We start from the raw sequence: 16,075 nt of genomic DNA on the forward strand, positions 1-16,075 counted from the left end.
TCAAGCCGGGTTCCGTTACCCCTCACACCAACTTCGAGGGCACGGCATACATCCTGTCCAAGGACGAGGGTGGGCGTCACAACCCGTTCTACGCGAACTACCGCCCGCAGTTCTACTTCCGCACCACCGACGTCACGGGCGTCATCTCGCTGCCCGAGGGCACCGAGATGGTCATGCCCGGTGACACCACCGAGATGTCGGTCGAGCTGATCCAGCCGATCGCCATGGAGGAGGGCCTCCGGTTCGCCATCCGTGAGGGTGGCCGCACGGTCGGCGCCGGCACGGTGACGAAGATCGTCAAGTAACTCGGATCGCATCCGACCGAAGGGGTCGGGCCCGTCATGGGCCCGGCCCCTCCGTCGTTCCCTGCTGCCGCGACGTTTCCGCAGGGAGCGGCTCATACACTCCGTCGGATGGCGGAGCAGGCGACGACGGAGCAGGCGCAGGAGCGCAGGCGGAAGGCGCGCCTGCGCAAGAGCAACCCGCTCGGCAAGGGGTACCGCCGGGTGCGGAGCGGCCGCGGGTTCACGTTCAAGGACCCCGACGGCAACACGGTCCACGACCCGGAGCTGCGGGCCCGCTTCGACGCCCTCGGTATCCCGCCGGCCTGGCGCGACGTCTGGATCGCGCCATACGAGAACGGGCACATCCAGGCGGTCGGGTACGACGCCGCCAACCGGAAGCAGTACATCTACCACCCGACCTGGCGGGAGCGGAACGACAAGAAGAAGTTCGAGCGCATGCTGCTGCTCGCCGAGGCGCTGCCCGGTGCCCGCAGGCAGGTCACCCGGCACCTCCGCGACGAGGGCTTCACCCGGCGCCGGATCCTCGCCGCGGCGTTCCGGATGCTCGACCTCGGCGGCCTGCGCATCGGCTCCTCCCGCTACGAGGAGGAGAACGGCAGCTACGGCCTCACCACGCTGCACGGCGAGCACGCCCACGTCGACGGCAAGCGAGTGCGGCTCACCTTCCCGGCGAAGAGCCACAAGATCTGGGACTCGACCATCAAGGACGGGGACCTCGCCGAGCTGGTCCGGGAGCTGCAGGACGTGCGCGGACCCGACGAGCGGCTGCTCGCCTACGAGCGGGACGGCGAGTGGCATCCGATCACGCCGCAGGACGTGAACCGCTACGTGAAGCGGCGCACCGGTGGCTCGTTCAGCGCGAAGGACTTCCGCACCCTCCGCGGCACCGTGACGGCGGCGGGCAGCCTGGCCGTGCACGGGCCTGAGCCGGCGAAGTCGAAGCAGAAGAAGGCGATCGCGCAGGCCATGCGTGACGCCGCCGAGGTGCTCTCGAACACGCCCACCATCGCGAAGACCAGCTACGTCGATCCGAGGATCGTCGACCGCTACCGCGCGGGGGAGACGATCGACCCCGAGCGCCCGAAGTCGCGTGAGCACGAGGTGCTCAAGATGCTCTTCGAGCCCCCGGACGAGCCGCTCGCCGAGCCGAAGCCCTCCTGACCCGCTTCCGCGGCCCCGATGGACGCCCGCGGTCGCTGGACCTGCCGCAGACGCGCGGCGGAGGCGACACGCCCGGGTTGCAACCCCTTCGGGGGCATGTAAGATACTGGGGTTCCACATTCCGGAGCCTGTGCTGTGCGCGGGGCCGGATCACTGTCAGGCAGTGCATAGCCGGTATCGGTTAGGCCGCGGGCAGCAGAACACTCGGCGCTCCAGGCCGCGTCACCCGACGCGGCACGGGGTACGCACGGGCACGCGGCGGACCGGATCCGCTCGATGCGTGAACGGCGTGCCCTTCGGCTGCGTCCTGGAGGTGCGGTCCGCCGCGCCACCACCCATGCGACAGCAGAACAGCGGTGCGGATCGCGCGGTGCCCGTCAGGGCGCGGCGCGAGTCGGCCGGAAGACCAACCACGAACGGTGTGCGCCACGCATCAGGGCGCGCGCACGAGAGCTGAGGAATCCATGGCGGGACAGAAGATCCGCATCCGACTGAAGTCGTACGACCACGCGGGCCTCGACAGCTCGGCGCGGAAGATCGTCGACACGGTCACGCGTGCGGGTGCCCAGGTCGTCGGGCCGGTGCCGCTGCCCACGGAGAAGAACGTGATCGTCGTCATCCGGTCGCCGCACAAGTACAAGGACAGCCGCGAGCACTTCGAGATGCGCACCCACAAGCGGCTCATCGACATCATCGACCCGACGCCGAAGGCCGTCGACTCGCTCATGCGGCTCGACCTCCCCGCCGACGTCAACATCGAGATCAAGCTCTAAGGAACGCGACATGTCCACCGCGACACGGACCTTCTCCGGGCTGCTCGGCATCAAGCTCGGCATGACCCAGGTATGGGGCGAGGGCAACGTCCTCGTGCCCGTCACCGTCCTCGAGGTGACCCCGAACGTGGTCACCCAGATCCGCACGCCCGAGAAGGACGGCTACACGGCCGTCCAGATCGCCGCCGGCGCGATCGACCCCCGCAAGGCGAACAAGCCGGCCACCGGCCACTTCGAGGCCGCGGGCGTCACCCCGCGCCGCCACCTCACCGAGGTGCGCACCGCGAACGCCGCCGACTACGCCCTCGGCCAGGAGCTGCGCGTCGACGTGTTCGAGCCCGGCAAGAAGGTCGACGTCGTCGGCACGAGCAAGGGCAAGGGCACCGCGGGCGTCATGAAGCGCCACAACTTCCACGGCGTCTCCTCGAGCCACGGTTCGCACCGCAACCACCGCAAGCCCGGCTCCATCGGTGCCTCCTCGACGCCGTCCCGCGTCTTCAAGGGCATGCGGATGGCCGGCCGGATGGGCCACGAGCGCACCACGATCCTGAACCTCGTCGTCCACGCGGTCGACGTCGAGAAGAACCTCCTGCTCGTCAAGGGCGCCGTCCCCGGTCCCCGTGGCCGCATCGTCTTCATCCGCGACGCCGTGAAGGGAGCCTGAGCATGGCCGCCACCGATCTGCCCGCCGAGCTCTTCGACCAGCCCACGAACATCCCCCTGATCCATCAGGTGGTGACCGCGCAGCTCGCCGCCGCGCGTCAGGGCACGCACAAGACCAAGAACCGCGGCGAGGTGTCCGGTTCGGGCGTCAAGCCGTTCAAGCAGAAGGGCACCGGTCGCTCCCGTCAGGGGTCCGTCCGCGCGCCCGAGCACCGCGGCGGTGGCACGGTCCACGGGCCGGTGCCGCGCAGCTACGCCCAGCGCACCCCTAAGAAGATGATCGCCGCGGCGCTGCTCGGTGCGCTGTCCGACCGCGCTCGCGCCGGCCGGGTGCACGTGCTCGAGACGTTCGTCGAGAGCGACGTGCCCTCGACGAAGAAGGCCTCCGAGGCCCTCGCGGCGACTCGCGGCGGCAAGCGCCAGCTGCTGGTCGTCGGCCGTGACGAGACGGTGGCGGTGAAGAGCGTGCGCAACCTGAAGGGCGTCGACCTGCTCGCGGTCGACCAGCTGAACGCCTACGACGTCCTCCTCGCGGACGACGTCGTCTTCACCCGCGCGGCCATCGACGCCTTCGTCGCCCACAAGTCGGCGACGGACCAGACCGACACCGCCACGGCTCCGGAGTCCGCGACGGACCAGACGGATTCCGCCGCCGCCCCGTCCGGCACCAGCACGACCGAGGAGGTCTCCGCGTGAGCGACACCGCCGCGACGGCCAACCACAGCGCCATCCAGTACAAGGACCCGCGCGACATCATCCTGAAGCCGGTCGTCTCCGAGAAGAGCTACGGGCTCATCGACGAGGGCAAGTACACGTTCCTCGTCGACCCCCGCTCGAACAAGACGGAGATCAAGCTCGCGATCGAGAAGATCTTCGACGTCCAGGTCGCGACGATCACGACGGCGAACCGCCAGGGGAAGACCCGCCGCACCCGCTTCGGCACCGGCAAGCGCAAGAACACCAAGCGCGCGATCGTGACCCTGAAGTCCGGGACCATCGACATCTTCACGGCCGTCGGCTAGGCGCCAGGAGGAACAGCACATGCCAATCCGCAACTACAAGCCGACCACGCCGGGTCGCCGCGGCTCGTCCGTGGCCGACTTCGCCGAGATCACCCGGACGACGCCGGAGAAGAGCCTGCTCCGTCCGATCTCCAAGACCGGTGGCCGCAACAACCAGGGCCGCATCACCACGCGGCACATCGGTGGCGGGCACAAGCGCCAGTACCGGGTCATCGACTTCCGTCGTGCCGACAAGGACGGCGTGAACGCCCGTGTCGCGCACATCGAGTACGACCCGAACCGCACGGCCCGCATCGCGCTGCTCCACTTCGTGGACGGCGAGAAGCGTTACATCCTCGCGCCGACCCGCCTCGCGCAGGGCGACGTCGTCGAGACCGGCCCGTCGGCGGACATCAAGCCGGGCAACAACCTGCCGTTGAAGAACATCCCGGTCGGTACCGTCATCCACGCCATCGAGCTCCGCCCCGGTGGCGGCGCGAAGATGGCCCGCTCGGCCGGCGCCTCGGTGCGGCTCGTCGCGAAGGACGGCCCGTACGCGCAGCTCCGGCTGCCGTCGGGCGAGGTCCGCAACGTCGACGTCCGCTGCCGTGCCACGGTCGGCGAGGTCGGCAACGCGGAGCAGTCGAACATCAACTGGGGCAAGGCCGGTCGCAACCGCTGGAAGGGCATCCGCCCGACCGTCCGCGGTGTCGCGATGAACCCGATCGATCACCCGCACGGTGGTGGTGAGGGCAAGACCTCCGGTGGTCGCCACCCGGTCAGCCCGTGGGGTCAGTCCGAGGGACGCACCCGGCACCCGAACAAGGAGAGCGACAAGCTCATCGTCCGCCGTCGCACCGTCGGCAAGAAGCGCAAGTAGGAGTAGCGAACGATGCCTCGGAGTCTCAAGAAGGGTCCCTTCGTGGACGACCACCTGCTGCAGAAGGTCGTCACGCAGAACGCCGGCAACACCCACCAGGTCATCCGCACCTGGTCGCGCCGCTCGATGATCGTGCCCGCGATGCTGGGTCACACCATCGCGGTGCACGACGGGCGGAAGCACATCCCCGTGTTCGTGACGGAGGCGATGGTCGGGCACAAGCTCGGCGAGTTCGCGCCGACCCGCACGTTCCGCGGGCACGAGAAGGACGACAAGAAGGGTCGCCGCCGCTGACGCGGGGCGTGAAGGAGCAGACGAATGGTTGAGTCAAGCGCGCGACTGCGGCAGGTCCGCATCACGCCGCAGAAGGCCCGTCGCGTCGTCGACCTCATCCGCGGCAAGCAGGCTGCGGAGGCCCTCGCGATCCTGAAGTTCTCGCCGCAGGCCGCGGCGACCCCGGTGTACAAGCTCCTCGCCTCGGCGATGGCGAACGCCAAGGTCAAGGCCGACGCGGCGAACACCTACCTCGACGAGCAGGACCTGTTCGTCGCCCGTGCGTTCGTGGACGAGGGCACCACGCTCAAGCGGTTCCGGCCGCGGGCGCAGGGCCGGGCGTTCCGGATCAACAAGCGCACGAGTCACATCACCGTCGTGCTGGCGACGCCCGAGGAGACCTCGGCGCCGGCGGCAGCACAGAAGAAGGCGAGGAACCGCTGATGGGCCAGAAGGTCAACCCGTACGGCTTCCGTCTCGGCATCACCACCGACCACGTCTCGCGCTGGTTCTCGGACTCGCGCAAGCCCGGCCAGCGGTACAGCGACTTCGTCGCCGAGGACGTGAAGATCCGCACCCTGCTGCTGAAGAGCCTCGACCGCGCCGGTGTGGCGCGCATCGAGATCGAGCGCACCCGTGACCGCGTCCGCGTGGACATCCACACGGCACGTCCCGGCATCGTGATCGGCCGCCGCGGCGCCGAGGCCGAGCGCATCCGCGCCGACCTCGAGAAGCTCACCAAGAAGCAGATCCAGCTGAACATCCTCGAGGTCAAGAACCCCGAGGCCGAGGCCCAGCTGGTCGCGCAGGGCATCGCCGAGCAGCTCTCCGCCCGCGTGGCGTTCCGCCGCGCGATGCGCAAGGGCCTGCAGAGCGCGCAGCGCGCCGGCGCCAAGGGCGTCCGCGTGCAGGTCTCCGGCCGCCTCGGCGGTGCGGAGATGAGCCGCAGCGAGTTCTACCGCGAAGGCCGGGTGCCCCTGCACACGCTCCGCGCGAACATCGACTACGGCTTCTACGAGGCGAAGACCACCTTCGGCCGCATCGGCGTGAAGGTCTGGATCTACAAGGGCGACATCACCAACAAGGAGCTCGCCCGCGAGCAGGCCACGCAGGCCAGCCGCCGGCCCGAGCGGCGCGACGACCGCCGCCGCGGTCCGCGCGACAACGCCCCCCTGGAAGGAGCGAACGCGTAATGCTCATCCCACGACGGGTCAAGCACCGCAAGCAGCACCACCCCGGCCGCAGCGGCCAGGCGACGGGCGGCACGAAGGTCACCTTCGGCGAGTTCGGCATCCAGGCGCTCACGTCCGCGTACGTGACGAACCGGCAGATCGAGTCCGCCCGTATCGCCATGACGCGGCACATCAAGCGTGGCGGCAAGGTGTGGATCAACGTCTACCCCGACCGTCCCCTCACGAAGAAGCCCGCCGAGACCCGCATGGGTTCCGGGAAGGGTTCGCCCGAGTGGTGGGTTGCCAACATCAAGCCCGGCCGCGTCCTGTTCGAGGTCGCCGGCGTCAACGAGCAGCTCGCCCGTGAGGCGCTGCTGCGGGCCATTCACAAGCTGCCGCTCAACGCACGCATCACCCAGCGCGAGGAGGGGGACGCCGGATGGCGATCGGATCGTAGGACCTCGCCCCCCGCGAGCTCGACGGCTACGAGAACGGCCGTCTCGCGGACGAGCTGCGGAAGGCCAAGGAGGAGCTGTTCAACCTGCGCTTCCAGTCGGCGACCGGCCAGCTCGAGGCCCATGGGCGGGTGCGCGCGGTCAAGCGCGACATCGCCCGCATCTACACCGTGATGCGCGAGCGCGAGCTCGGCATCCGGGCCACCCCCGCGCCGGCCCCGGCGCCGGAGGCGGCCCCGAAGAAGACCCGGACCCGCAAGGCCGCCGCGGACACCGCGGCCGAGACGCCTGCGGAGACGACCACCGAGGAGAGCAACTGATGGCCAAGGCAACGCCGACGCCCGCGGAGCCGCAGGCCACCGCGACGGCGACCGCCGCCACGGACCGCGGGTACCGCAAGGTGCGTCGTGGCTACGTGACCAGCGACAAGATGGACAAGACCATCGTCGTCGAGGTCGAGGACCGCGTGAAGCACCCCCTCTACGGCAAGGTCATCCGCCGCACCTCCAAGGTGAAGGCGCACGACGAGGCCGGCGCCGCCGGCGTCGGTGACCTCGTGGTCATCAGCGAGACGAGGCCGCTCTCGGCCACGAAGCGCTGGCGCCTCATCGAGGTCCTCGAGAAGGCGAAGTAGGCCATGATCCAGCAGGAGTCCCGACTCAAGGTCGCCGACAACACCGGCGCCAAGGAGTTGCTCACCATCCGCGTGCTCGGCGGTTCCGGCCGTCGCTACGCGGGCCTCGGCGACATCATCGTCGCGACGGTCAAGGACGCGATCCCCGGCGGCAACGTCAAGAAGGGCGACGTCGTCAAGGCGGTCGTCGTGCGCACCGTCAAGTCGACCCGGCGTTCCGACGGCTCGTACATCAAGTTCGACGAGAACGCGGCCGTCATCCTCAAGAACGACGGCGACCCGCGCGGCACACGCATCTTCGGCCCGGTGGGCCGCGAGCTGCGTGACAAGCGCTTCATGAAGATCATTTCGCTCGCCCCGGAGGTGATTTGAGCCCATGGCCAACATCAAGAAGGGCGACCTCGTCCAGGTGATCTCGGGTCCGACCCAGGCCCGCGGCGGTGACCGCGGCAAGCAGGGCAAGGTCCTCGAGGTCCTCGTCGAGCAGAACCGGGTCGTCGTGGAGGGCGTGAACTTCGCCACTCGCCACACCCGTGTCGGCCAGACCCAGCGCGGCACCAAGACCGGCGGTCTCGAGACCGTCGAGGCGCCGATCCACATCTCGAACGTGGCCCTCGTGGACCCGGAGACGAAGAAGCCGACCCGCGTCGGCCACCGCGTCGACACGGTCACGAAGGACGGCGTCACGAAGAACGTCCGCGTGCGCTACGCGAAGAAGTCCGGGAAGGACCTGTAACCCATGAGCACCACCACTCCTGCTGCGACGACTGAGAACGTTCAGCCGCGCCTGAAGCAGAAGTACCGCTCCGAGATCCTGCCGGCGCTCCAGAAGGAGTTCGGCTTCGGGAACGTGCACCAGGTGCCCGGTCTCGTGAAGGTCGTCGTGAACACCGGCGTCGGCGACGCCGCCCGCGACGGCAAGATCATGGACGGCGCGGTCGCCGATCTCACGAAGATCACCGGCCAGAAGCCCCAGGTCACTCGTGCCCGCAAGTCCATCGCGCAGTTCAAGCTCCGCGAGGGCCAGCCCATCGGCGCGCACGTCACGCTGCGCGGCGACCGGGCCTGGGAGTTCCTCGACCGCCTGCTGTCGCTCGCCCTGCCCCGCATCCGCGACTTCCGCGGCCTGTCGGACCGGCAGTTCGACGGGAACGGCAACTACACGTTCGGCCTGACCGAGCAGAGCGTCTTCCACGAGATCGACCAGGACCGCATCGACCGCGTCCGCGGCTTCGACATCACCGTGGTCACCACCGCGAGGACGGACGACGAGGGACGCGCGCTGCTGCGCGCGCTCGGCTTCCCGTTCCGCAGCGCCACCCAGACCAACCAGTAGACGAACCGGGCCCGCCCCGGGCCCATGACCGCTCCAGGTCGCGAACCGCGAAACCGGGCGAGGAAGAAGAACCCCATGACGATGACCGATCCGGTCGCCGACCTGCTCACGCGGGTCCGCAACGCGAACTCGGCCTACCACGAGACGGTGACCCTGCCGCACTCGAAGCTGAAGTCCCACATCGCCGACATCCTGAAGGCCGAGGGCTACATCGCCGACTGGAGCGTCGAGGACGCCCGCGTCGGCAAGACGCTCGTGCTCGCCCTGAAGTACGGCCCGAACCGCGAGCGGTCCATCGTCGGCATCAAGCGCGTCTCGAAGCCCGGCCTGCGCGTCTACGCGAAGTCCACGGAGCTGCCGAAGGTCCTCGGCGGCCTCGGCGTCGCGATCCTGTCCACCTCCTCCGGTCTGCTGACCGACCGTGAGGCGACCAAGAAGGGCGTGGGTGGGGAAGTCCTCGCCTACGTGTGGTGACACGACCATGTCCCGTATCGGCAGACTGCCCATCGACATCCCGTCCGGCGTCGACGTGACCGTCGACGGCCGCGACGTCACGGTGAAGGGCCCCAAGGGCACCCTCGGGCTCACCATCGCCCAGCCCATCACCGTCGCGATCGACAACGGCCGCGTGCTCGTCGCGCGTCCCGACGACGAGCGCGAGTCCCGGTCGCTCCACGGCCTGACCCGCACCCTCATCGCGAACAACATCATCGGCGTGACTCAGGGCTACACCAAGGGCCTCGAGGTCGTCGGCACCGGATATCGCGTGCAGGCCCGCGGCGCGAACATCGAGTTCGCCCTCGGCTTCTCGCACCCGGTCGTCGTCGAGCCGCCCGCCGGCATCACCTTCACGGTGGAGGGCAACAACCGCCTCACCGTGTCGGGCATCGACAAGCAGGCCGTCGGCGAGACGGCCGCGAACATCCGCAAGATCCGCAAGCCCGAGCCCTACAAGGGCAAGGGCGTCCGGTACGCGGGCGAGAACGTCCGCCGCAAGGCCGGAAAGTCAGGGAAGTGATCATGGCGACATCGAAGAGCAGCCGCTCCGCGGCACGCGACAAGCGGCACGCCCGCCTGCGCAAGCGCATCGCCGGCACGCCCGAGACCCCGCGTCTCGTGGTCAACCGGTCCTCCAGGCACGTCTTCGTGCAGGTGGTGGACGACAGCCGTGGCCACACGCTGGCCTCCGCCTCCACGCTCGAGGCCGACCTCCGCTCGTTCGACGGTGACAAGACCGCCAAGGCGAAGCGCGTCGGCGAGCTCGTGGCGGAGCGGGCCAAGCAGGCCGGCATCGCCGCGGTCGTGTTCGACCGGGGCGGCAACAAGTACGCGGGCCGCGTGGCGGCCATCGCCGACGGCGCCCGAGAAGGTGGATTGAGCCTGTGACCGACACCACGAACACCCCCGACACCACGAACACCCCCAGCACCCCGAGCACCCCCAGCACGCCGAACGAGCCGCTGAACGAGGCGCCGGTCGAGACCGCCGCCTCCACGACGGACCTCCGGAACGAGCCGCGCGAGCAGCGGCGAGGCGGACGCGAGCGGAACCCGAACCGAGACCGCGGCGCCCGCGGCTCCGAGAGCCAGTTCCTCGAGCGCGTCGTCACGATCAACCGCGTCTCGAAGGTCGTGAAGGGCGGGCGTCGCTTCAGCTTCACCGCCCTCGTGATCGTCGGTGACGGCAACGGCACCGTCGGCGTCGGCTACGGCAAGGCCCGCGAGGTCCCGACGGCCATCAGCAAGGGCGTCGAGGAGGCGAAGAAGAACTTCTTCCGCGTCCCCCGGGTCGCCCAGACGATCCCGCACCCCGTTCAGGGTGAGGCGGCCGCCGGCGTGGTGCTGCTGCGTCCCGCCGCCGCGGGTACCGGCGTCATCGCGGGCGGCCCCGTGCGCGCCGTCCTCGAGTGCGCGGGCATCCACGACGTGCTGTCGAAGTCGCTCGGCTCGAGCAACACGATCAACATCGTCCACGCGACCGTCGCGGCGTTGAAGTCCCTCGAGGAGCCCGCGGCCGTCGCCGGCCGTCGCGGCCTCGACATCGACCGGGTCGTCCCGGCCCGGCTGCTGCGTGCGCAGCGCGCGGCCGACGAGCAGAAGGCGAGTGCCTGATGGCGACCCTGAAGATCACCCAGATCAAGTCCAAGGTGAGCGAGAAGCAGAACCAGCGGGACACCCTGCGCAGCCTCGGCCTGCACCGCATCGGTGGCAGCGTCGAGCGCGAGGACACCCCGCAGAACCGCGGCTACGTGCGCGCGGTCGCCCACCTCGTCAAGGTTGAGGAGCTCGGCTGATGGCAGAGACCACGAAGCGCACCGCTGCGAAGGCGGAGGAGACCACCGCGGCCGCGCCGGCCGAGAAGCCGGCCGCGCTGCTGAAGGTGCACCACCTCCGTCCGGCTGCGGGCGCCAAGAAGGACCGCACCCGCGTCGGGCGCGGCGAGGGCTCGAAGGGCAAGACCGCGGGCCGTGGCACCAAGGGCACGAAGGCCCGCTACGGTGTGCGCGCCGGCCTCGAGGGCGGCAACCTGAACTTCGTGATGCGCGCGCCCAAGCTGCGCGGCTTCACCAACCCGTTCCGGGTGGAGTACCAGGTCGTCAACCTCGACAAGCTGGGCTCGCTCTACCCCACGGGCGGCGACGTCACCATCGCCGACCTCGTGGCGAAGGGCGCCGTGCGCAAGAACGAGAAGGTCAAGGTCCTCGGTACCGGCGAAATCGCGGTTAGTCTGAACGTCGCCGTGGACAAGGTCTCCGCGTCGGCCGAGCAGAAGATCGTCGCCGCGGGCGGTTCGGTCCGCTGACCGCCCGCCGGGACGGCATGACGGGCACCCGGTCCTCGGGTCCACGGAACGAAAGCGGAGGAACCCAGTGCTGAGTGCCGTCGCGCGGATCTTCCGCACGCCAGACCTGCGGCGCAAGGTGTTGTTCACCTTGGCGCTCGTGGCCGTGTTCCGGCTCGGCTCGTTCATCCCCGCGCCGTTCGTGGACTTCGCGAACGTGCGGGCGTGCATCTCCAGCCAGCAGACGGGTGCGTCCGGGCTCTACGAGCTCGTCAACCTGTTCAGCGGCGGCGCGCTGCTGCAGCTGTCGATCTTCGCGCTCGGCATCATGCCGTACATCACGTCGTCGATCATCGTGCAGCTGCTGCGCGTGGTCATCCCGCGCTTCGAGGTCCTCTACAAGGAGGGCCAGGAGGGGCAGGCGAAGCTCACCCAGTACACGCGGTACCTCACCATCGCGCTCGGTGTGCTCCAGTCGACGACCCTGATCACGGTCGCCCGGAGCGGCGCGCTCTTCGGCGGATCGTCGACCTCCACCGCCTGCTCGAACCTCATCTCGAACCAGGCCTGGTGGGCCGTGGTGCTGATGGTCGTCACGATGACCGCCGGCACCGGCCTCATCATGTGGATGGGCGAGCTCATCACCGAGCGCGGCGTCGGCAACGGCATGTCGCTGCTGATCTTCACCTCGATCGCCGCCCGCTTCCCGCAGTCGATCATCTCGATCGGCCAGGCGCAGAGCCCCGAGGTCGCGATCCTCGTGGTGCTGATCGGCGTGGTCGTCGTCGGCGCGGTCGTCTACGTCGAGCAGTCGCAGCGGCGCATCCCCGTCGAGTACGCCAAGCGGATGGTCGGTCGCCGCACCTACGGCGGCAACAACACCTACATCCCGATCAAGGTCAACATGGCCGGCGTCGTGCCGGTCATCTTCGCCTCGAGCCTGCTGTATCTGCCGGCGCTGATCGCCCAGTTCAACCAGCCGAAGTCGGGCGAGGCGCCGCCGGCGTGGGTGACATGGATCCAGAGCTACCTGACCACCGGCGACCATCCGCTCTACATGCTCCTGTACTTCCTACTGATCGTCGGGTTCACCTACTTCTACGTCGCCATCACCTTCAACCCGGAGGAGGTCGCGGACAACATGAAGAAGTACGGCGGGTTCATCCCCGGGATCCGGGCCGGCCGGCCGACGGCCGAGTACCTCGACTACGTGCTGACCCGCGTCACGCTGCCGGGCTCGATCTACCTGGGCCTCATCGCCCTCGTGCCGCTCGTCGCCTTCGTGCTGATCGGCGCCAACACGAACTTCCCGTTCGGCGGCGCCTCCATCCTGATCATCGTCGGCGTCGGACTCGAGACGGTGAAGCAGATCGACTCGCAGTTGCAGCAGCGGCACTACGAAGGACTGCTCCGCTGATGCGGATGCTGCTGATCGGCCCACCCGGTGCCGGCAAGGGCACCCAGGCCGAGCGAGTAGCGAAGGCCTATCAGATCCAGACGATCTCGACCGGCGACATCTTCCGGGCGAACGTGGCCCAGGAGACGCCGCTCGGGCTGCAGGTCAAGGAGTACCTCGACCGGGGCGCGTACGTGCCGGACGAGCTGACGAACGCCATGGTGCTCGACCGGCTTGCGCAGGACGACGTCTCGAGCGGGTTCCTGCTCGACGGCTTCCCCCGCACGCTGCCGCAGGTGCACACGCTCGACGCGTGCCTCGCGGAGCTCGGGAACGAGCTCGACGTCGTCGTGCAGATGGTCATCGAACCCGACGAGGTCGTCCGGCGCCTGCTGAAGCGCGCCGCCGATCAGGGCCGCAGCGACGACACGGAGGACGTGATCCGGCGCCGGCTCGGCATCTACCAGGAGCAGACCCACCCGCTCGTCGCGGTCTACGCGGAGCGGGGCATCCTCGTGTCGGTCGACGCCGCGGGCCCCATGGAGGACGTCACCCAGCGGATCTTCGACGCGCTCGACGGGGCCGTCATCGGCGCGGACGGGTCCGAGCCGGCCGCCTGAGACCCTGTCGTGGCCGTCCGAGTCCTCTGTGCCGGCGCGCCCCCGGCCGCTGAACCGGACGGCCTTCGATGCCACGCGCCGTGCGGCCGTCGGAATGGTTTCGTGGCCTCCGCGGTTGTGGTCTAGGATTGTCCGTCGGCGTTCTTCGTCTGTCCGTCCACTGCGACGCGCAGCCCTCGGTGCTTCTGCACGAGATCCGAACGGGCGTCGATCCACCCCCGCATGATCAGCAGCACGCTGTGTCAGCAGCGTGAGACGAAGTGAGGCCATGGCCAAGAAAGACGGTGTCATCGAGATCGAGGGCGCAGTGGTCGAAGCGCTGCCCAATGCGATGTTCCGAGTGGAGCTGAGCAACGGGCACAAGGTGCTCGCCCACATCTCCGGCAAGATGCGGCAGCACTACATCCGCATCCTGCCCGAGGACCGCGTGATCGTCGAGCTGAGCCCGTACGACTTGACCCGCGGCCGGATCGTCTACCGCTACAAGTAGTTCATACGACACAGCGTCGAACGACTGCTCGCGGAGCACAGCGAGAGCTGCTGCGAAGTAACGGCCGGATCCCGCGCGGATCCGGTACGAGGACAGCGAGAAGAGGAATCCCATGAAGGTCAACCCGTCGGTCAAGCCGATCTGCGACAAGTGCAAGGTCATCCGCCGCCACGGTCGCGTGATGGTCATCTGCGAGAACGTCCGCCACAAGCAGCGCCAGGGTTGATCCGCGCGGATGCGAGAGCGTCCGCCGGATCACGTCGAGGGCCGGTCATTGCGGGCCGGCGCTCGAAACCTGCTGAGCACCACAACTCCATACAGCACCACCCCCCGGTTCCGAGAAGCGTCCTGCGGACGCTCCTCGATCACCGGGGCAGCCCCTCCCGGCAACGGGAGGGGTGCACTCCACGGCAGCGCCAGAACCCGCGTCAGCGGGGGACACCTCGGGTCGGAGGCCCGGGCACCGGCGCTGCTTCATCCTCCGTGATCCTGACAAGGAGCTGACGCATGGCACGACTCGCCGGCGTCGACATCCCCCGCGAGAAGCGGGTGGAGGTCGCCCTCACCTACATTTACGGCGTCGGGCGCACGCGCGCCCACGAGACGCTCGCGGCGACCGGCATCAGCCCGGACATCCGCGTGCGTGACCTGACGGACGACCAGCTCGTCCTCCTCCGCGACCACATCGAGGGCGCCTACAAGGTGGAGGGCGACCTCCGCCGCGAGGTCGCCGCCGACATCCGCCGCAAGGTCGAGATCGGCTCGTACCAGGGCCTCCGCCACCGCCGCGGCCTCCCCGTGCACGGTCAGCGGACGAAGACGAACGCCCGTACGCGCAAGGGTCCGAAGCGAACCGTGGCCGGCAAGAAGAAGGCCGGGCGCAAGTAGGCCGCCGGCCCACCGCCCGAACAGACTCGTAGGAGAAGCGAACAGACATGGCAGCACCGAAGGCGGGCGCCGCGCGTAAGCCGCGTCGCAAGGAGAAGAAGAACATCGCGCTGGGCCAGGCCCACATCAAGTCGACGTTCAACAACACGATCGTCTCGATCACCGACACCACCGGTGCCGTGATCAGCTGGGCCTCGTCCGGCGGCGTGGGATTCAAGGGCTCTCGCAAGTCGACGCCGTTCGCCGCGCAGCTCGCGGCCGAATCGGCGGCGCGGCAGGCGCAGGAGCACGGCATGAAGAAGGTCGACGTCTTCGTCAAGGGCCCCGGCTCGGGACGTGAGACCGCGATCCGGTCGCTTCAGGCGGCGGGCCTCGAGGTCGGTTCGATCAACGACGTGACGCCTCAGGCGCACAACGGCGTCCGTCCCCCCAAGCGCCGCCGGGTCTGACCGCTGGAGCTGGGAGCGGGGGCCGTTTGCGGCCTCCGCCGCGACGCCGGTTCCGAGGCCCGTCCGGGCCTCGGGCACGACTGAGCATCGGCAGCTCCAGCCCGGACCGGGCCGATACGAACTTCAGCGCCTGGCGCGCTGAACCCTCCCGGACGCCGCTGCGCCCGGACCCCCTCTGTGTCATATAGCGGACACGAAAGGAAACCAACAGTGCTCATCGCACAGCGCCCCACTCTCACCGAGGAGCCGATCTCCGAGTTCCGCTCGCGGTTCGTCATCGAGCCGCTGGAACCCGGCTTCGGTTACACCCTCGGCAACTCCCTTCGCCGTACCCTGCTCTCCTCGATCCCCGGAGCCGCTGTCACCAGCATCCGCATCGACGGCGTTCTGCACGAGTTCAGCACCGTTCCCGGCGTGAAGGAAGACGTCACCGAGATCATCCTGAACATCAAGGGACTCGTCATCTCGAGCGAGCACGACGAGCCGATCACCGCGTACCTGCGCAAGCAGGGTGCCGGCCAGGTCACCGCCGCCGACATCTCGGCTCCGGCCGGCGTGGAGGTCCACAACCCCGAGCTCGTCATCGCCACCCTGAACGACAAGGCGAAGTTCGAACTCGAGCTGACCATCGAGCGTGGCCGTGGCTACGTGTCGGCTACCCAGAACCGCAACGAGTACTCAGAGGCCGGCCAGATTCCGGTCGACTCGATCTACTCGCCGGTTCTCAAGGTGACCTACCGTGTCGAGGCAACTCGTGCCGGTGAGCGCACCGACTTCGACCGCCTCGTCGTTGACGTG

The 16,075-nt window shown here is 68.9% G+C and carries 26 protein-coding genes and 3 pseudogenes; all 29 read left to right on the forward strand.

Going from position 1 to position 16,075, the window contains the following annotated elements; genetic code table 11:
• Positions 1-305: pseudogene (locus JWQ92_RS07150) on the forward strand (elongation factor Tu); the annotation flags it as partial.
• A 108-nt stretch (positions 306-413) separates the two neighbouring features.
• A complete protein-coding gene (locus tag JWQ92_RS07155) occupies positions 414-1,466 on the forward strand; it encodes a DNA topoisomerase IB (protein WP_297343783.1) in 1,053 nt (350 codons plus the stop codon).
• Positions 1,467-1,930: 464 nt separating this feature from the next.
• Complete coding sequence (gene rpsJ, locus JWQ92_RS07160; RefSeq protein ID WP_297343784.1) at positions 1,931-2,239, forward strand: 30S ribosomal protein S10; 309 nt, start codon at positions 1,931-1,933, stop codon at positions 2,237-2,239.
• Positions 2,240-2,249: 10 nt separating this feature from the next.
• A complete protein-coding gene (gene rplC, locus JWQ92_RS07165) occupies positions 2,250-2,903 on the forward strand; it encodes a 50S ribosomal protein L3 (protein ID WP_297343785.1) in 654 nt (217 codons plus the stop codon).
• A 2-nt stretch (positions 2,904-2,905) separates the two neighbouring features.
• Complete coding sequence (gene rplD, locus JWQ92_RS07170; protein WP_297343786.1) at positions 2,906-3,598, forward strand: 50S ribosomal protein L4; 693 nt, start codon at positions 2,906-2,908, stop codon at positions 3,596-3,598.
• Positions 3,595-3,924 (forward strand): 50S ribosomal protein L23, encoded by a 330-nt coding sequence (rplW, locus tag JWQ92_RS07175; RefSeq protein WP_297343787.1) that lies wholly within the window; start codon positions 3,595-3,597, stop codon positions 3,922-3,924. Before rplD ends, rplW begins: the two co-directional genes overlap by 4 nt.
• A 19-nt stretch (positions 3,925-3,943) precedes the next feature.
• The gene (gene rplB, locus JWQ92_RS07180; RefSeq protein ID WP_297343788.1) at positions 3,944-4,783 is read left to right on the forward strand and encodes a 50S ribosomal protein L2; all 840 of its coding nucleotides are present in this window, start codon (positions 3,944-3,946) and stop codon (positions 4,781-4,783) included.
• A 12-nt stretch (positions 4,784-4,795) separates the two neighbouring features.
• The gene (gene rpsS / locus JWQ92_RS07185; protein ID WP_297343789.1) at positions 4,796-5,077 is read left to right on the forward strand and encodes a 30S ribosomal protein S19; all 282 of its coding nucleotides are present in this window, start codon (positions 4,796-4,798) and stop codon (positions 5,075-5,077) included.
• Positions 5,078-5,101: 24 nt separating this feature from the next.
• Positions 5,102-5,500 carry a 50S ribosomal protein L22 gene (gene rplV / locus JWQ92_RS07190; RefSeq protein ID WP_297343790.1) on the forward strand — a complete coding sequence of 133 codons (399 nt, stop codon included), beginning with the start codon at positions 5,102-5,104 and terminating at the stop codon, positions 5,498-5,500.
• A complete protein-coding gene (gene rpsC, locus JWQ92_RS07195; protein WP_297343791.1) occupies positions 5,500-6,249 on the forward strand; it encodes a 30S ribosomal protein S3 in 750 nt (249 codons plus the stop codon). Before rplV ends, rpsC begins: the two co-directional genes overlap by 1 nt.
• Positions 6,249-6,665: pseudogene (rplP, locus tag JWQ92_RS07200) on the forward strand (50S ribosomal protein L16); the annotation flags it as partial. The gene rpsC and the pseudogene rplP, both read left to right, overlap by 1 nt.
• A 2-nt stretch (positions 6,666-6,667) precedes the next feature.
• Positions 6,668-7,003, forward strand: a pseudogene (gene rpmC, locus JWQ92_RS07205) (50S ribosomal protein L29).
• Positions 7,003-7,317, forward strand: a complete 315-nt coding sequence (gene rpsQ, locus JWQ92_RS07210; protein ID WP_297343792.1) for a 30S ribosomal protein S17 — start codon at positions 7,003-7,005, stop codon at positions 7,315-7,317. Before rpmC ends, rpsQ begins: the two are co-directional and overlap by 1 nt.
• Positions 7,318-7,320: 3 nt before the next feature.
• A complete protein-coding gene (gene rplN / locus JWQ92_RS07215) occupies positions 7,321-7,689 on the forward strand; it encodes a 50S ribosomal protein L14 (RefSeq protein ID WP_297343793.1) in 369 nt (122 codons plus the stop codon).
• 4 nt (positions 7,690-7,693) lie between these two features.
• A complete protein-coding gene (rplX, locus tag JWQ92_RS07220; protein ID WP_297343794.1) occupies positions 7,694-8,053 on the forward strand; it encodes a 50S ribosomal protein L24 in 360 nt (119 codons plus the stop codon).
• Between the two features lie 3 nt (positions 8,054-8,056).
• Positions 8,057-8,653, forward strand: coding sequence for a 50S ribosomal protein L5 (rplE, locus tag JWQ92_RS07225; protein WP_297343795.1), 597 nt, complete (start codon positions 8,057-8,059; stop codon positions 8,651-8,653).
• Positions 8,654-8,728: 75 nt separating this feature from the next.
• Complete coding sequence (rpsH, locus tag JWQ92_RS07230; protein ID WP_297343796.1) at positions 8,729-9,127, forward strand: 30S ribosomal protein S8; 399 nt, start codon at positions 8,729-8,731, stop codon at positions 9,125-9,127.
• Between the two features lie 7 nt (positions 9,128-9,134).
• Positions 9,135-9,671: a 50S ribosomal protein L6 gene (gene rplF, locus JWQ92_RS07235; RefSeq protein WP_297343797.1), complete on the forward strand. Its 537-nt coding sequence runs from the start codon at positions 9,135-9,137 to the stop codon at positions 9,669-9,671.
• Between the two features lie 2 nt (positions 9,672-9,673).
• Positions 9,674-10,039, forward strand: a complete 366-nt coding sequence (rplR, locus tag JWQ92_RS07240) for a 50S ribosomal protein L18 (RefSeq protein ID WP_297343798.1) — start codon at positions 9,674-9,676, stop codon at positions 10,037-10,039.
• A gap of 74 nt (positions 10,040-10,113) precedes the next feature.
• Positions 10,114-10,764 carry a 30S ribosomal protein S5 gene (rpsE, locus tag JWQ92_RS07245; RefSeq protein WP_297343806.1) on the forward strand — a complete coding sequence of 217 codons (651 nt, stop codon included), beginning with the start codon at positions 10,114-10,116 and terminating at the stop codon, positions 10,762-10,764.
• Positions 10,764-10,946 carry a 50S ribosomal protein L30 gene (rpmD, locus tag JWQ92_RS07250; RefSeq protein WP_297343799.1) on the forward strand — a complete coding sequence of 61 codons (183 nt, stop codon included), beginning with the start codon at positions 10,764-10,766 and terminating at the stop codon, positions 10,944-10,946. Before rpsE ends, rpmD begins: the two co-directional genes overlap by 1 nt.
• The gene (rplO, locus tag JWQ92_RS07255; RefSeq protein WP_297343800.1) at positions 10,946-11,455 is read left to right on the forward strand and encodes a 50S ribosomal protein L15; all 510 of its coding nucleotides are present in this window, start codon (positions 10,946-10,948) and stop codon (positions 11,453-11,455) included. Before rpmD ends, rplO begins: the two co-directional genes overlap by 1 nt.
• A 67-nt stretch (positions 11,456-11,522) precedes the next feature.
• Positions 11,523-12,851, forward strand: a complete 1,329-nt coding sequence (secY, locus tag JWQ92_RS07260) for a preprotein translocase subunit SecY (RefSeq protein ID WP_297343801.1) — start codon at positions 11,523-11,525, stop codon at positions 12,849-12,851.
• Entirely contained in the window at positions 12,851-13,450 is a 600-nt protein-coding gene (locus JWQ92_RS07265; RefSeq protein WP_297343802.1) for an adenylate kinase, read from the forward strand. Before secY ends, JWQ92_RS07265 begins: the two co-directional genes overlap by 1 nt.
• A gap of 268 nt (positions 13,451-13,718) precedes the next feature.
• Positions 13,719-13,940 carry a translation initiation factor IF-1 gene (infA, locus tag JWQ92_RS07270; protein WP_055965022.1) on the forward strand — a complete coding sequence of 74 codons (222 nt, stop codon included), beginning with the start codon at positions 13,719-13,721 and terminating at the stop codon, positions 13,938-13,940.
• A 112-nt stretch (positions 13,941-14,052) separates the two neighbouring features.
• Positions 14,053-14,166, forward strand: coding sequence for a 50S ribosomal protein L36 (gene rpmJ, locus JWQ92_RS07275; RefSeq protein WP_279713138.1), 114 nt, complete (start codon positions 14,053-14,055; stop codon positions 14,164-14,166).
• Positions 14,167-14,447: 281 nt separating this feature from the next.
• Entirely contained in the window at positions 14,448-14,828 is a 381-nt protein-coding gene (gene rpsM / locus JWQ92_RS07280) for a 30S ribosomal protein S13 (RefSeq protein ID WP_297343803.1), read from the forward strand.
• A 47-nt stretch (positions 14,829-14,875) separates the two neighbouring features.
• Positions 14,876-15,277: a 30S ribosomal protein S11 gene (gene rpsK / locus JWQ92_RS07285; RefSeq protein ID WP_297343804.1), complete on the forward strand. Its 402-nt coding sequence runs from the start codon at positions 14,876-14,878 to the stop codon at positions 15,275-15,277.
• A 210-nt stretch (positions 15,278-15,487) separates the two neighbouring features.
• A partial coding sequence (gene rpoA, locus JWQ92_RS07290; protein WP_297343805.1) for a DNA-directed RNA polymerase subunit alpha occupies positions 15,488-16,075 on the forward strand: 588 nt, incomplete at its 3' end.

This window comes from Amnibacterium sp., from assembly GCF_025463795.1.
Taxonomy (GTDB): domain Bacteria; phylum Actinomycetota; class Actinomycetes; order Actinomycetales; family Microbacteriaceae; genus Amnibacterium.

Coding starts and splice junctions, on each gene's coding strand:
- JWQ92_RS07155 (WP_297343783.1), top strand. CDS start 414: ATGGCGGAGCAGGCGACGACGGAGCAGGCGCAGGAGCGCAGGCGGAAG.
- rpsJ (WP_297343784.1), top strand. CDS start 1,931: ATGGCGGGACAGAAGATCCGCATCCGACTGAAGTCGTACGACCACGCG.
- rplC (WP_297343785.1), top strand. CDS start 2,250: ATGTCCACCGCGACACGGACCTTCTCCGGGCTGCTCGGCATCAAGCTC.
- rplD (WP_297343786.1), top strand. CDS start 2,906: ATGGCCGCCACCGATCTGCCCGCCGAGCTCTTCGACCAGCCCACGAAC.
- rplB (WP_297343788.1), top strand. CDS start 3,944: ATGCCAATCCGCAACTACAAGCCGACCACGCCGGGTCGCCGCGGCTCG.
- rpsS (WP_297343789.1), top strand. CDS start 4,796: ATGCCTCGGAGTCTCAAGAAGGGTCCCTTCGTGGACGACCACCTGCTG.
- rplV (WP_297343790.1), top strand. CDS start 5,102: ATGGTTGAGTCAAGCGCGCGACTGCGGCAGGTCCGCATCACGCCGCAG.
- rpsC (WP_297343791.1), top strand. CDS start 5,500: ATGGGCCAGAAGGTCAACCCGTACGGCTTCCGTCTCGGCATCACCACC.
- rpsQ (WP_297343792.1), top strand. CDS start 7,003: ATGGCCAAGGCAACGCCGACGCCCGCGGAGCCGCAGGCCACCGCGACG.
- rplN (WP_297343793.1), top strand. CDS start 7,321: ATGATCCAGCAGGAGTCCCGACTCAAGGTCGCCGACAACACCGGCGCC.
- rplX (WP_297343794.1), top strand. CDS start 7,694: ATGGCCAACATCAAGAAGGGCGACCTCGTCCAGGTGATCTCGGGTCCG.
- rplE (WP_297343795.1), top strand. CDS start 8,057: ATGAGCACCACCACTCCTGCTGCGACGACTGAGAACGTTCAGCCGCGC.
- rpsH (WP_297343796.1), top strand. CDS start 8,729: ATGACGATGACCGATCCGGTCGCCGACCTGCTCACGCGGGTCCGCAAC.
- rplF (WP_297343797.1), top strand. CDS start 9,135: ATGTCCCGTATCGGCAGACTGCCCATCGACATCCCGTCCGGCGTCGAC.
- rplR (WP_297343798.1), top strand. CDS start 9,674: ATGGCGACATCGAAGAGCAGCCGCTCCGCGGCACGCGACAAGCGGCAC.
- rpmD (WP_297343799.1), top strand. CDS start 10,764: ATGGCGACCCTGAAGATCACCCAGATCAAGTCCAAGGTGAGCGAGAAG.
- rplO (WP_297343800.1), top strand. CDS start 10,946: ATGGCAGAGACCACGAAGCGCACCGCTGCGAAGGCGGAGGAGACCACC.
- JWQ92_RS07265 (WP_297343802.1), top strand. CDS start 12,851: ATGCGGATGCTGCTGATCGGCCCACCCGGTGCCGGCAAGGGCACCCAG.
- infA (WP_055965022.1), top strand. CDS start 13,719: ATGGCCAAGAAAGACGGTGTCATCGAGATCGAGGGCGCAGTGGTCGAA.
- rpmJ (WP_279713138.1), top strand. CDS start 14,053: ATGAAGGTCAACCCGTCGGTCAAGCCGATCTGCGACAAGTGCAAGGTC.
- rpsM (WP_297343803.1), top strand. CDS start 14,448: ATGGCACGACTCGCCGGCGTCGACATCCCCCGCGAGAAGCGGGTGGAG.
- rpsK (WP_297343804.1), top strand. CDS start 14,876: ATGGCAGCACCGAAGGCGGGCGCCGCGCGTAAGCCGCGTCGCAAGGAG.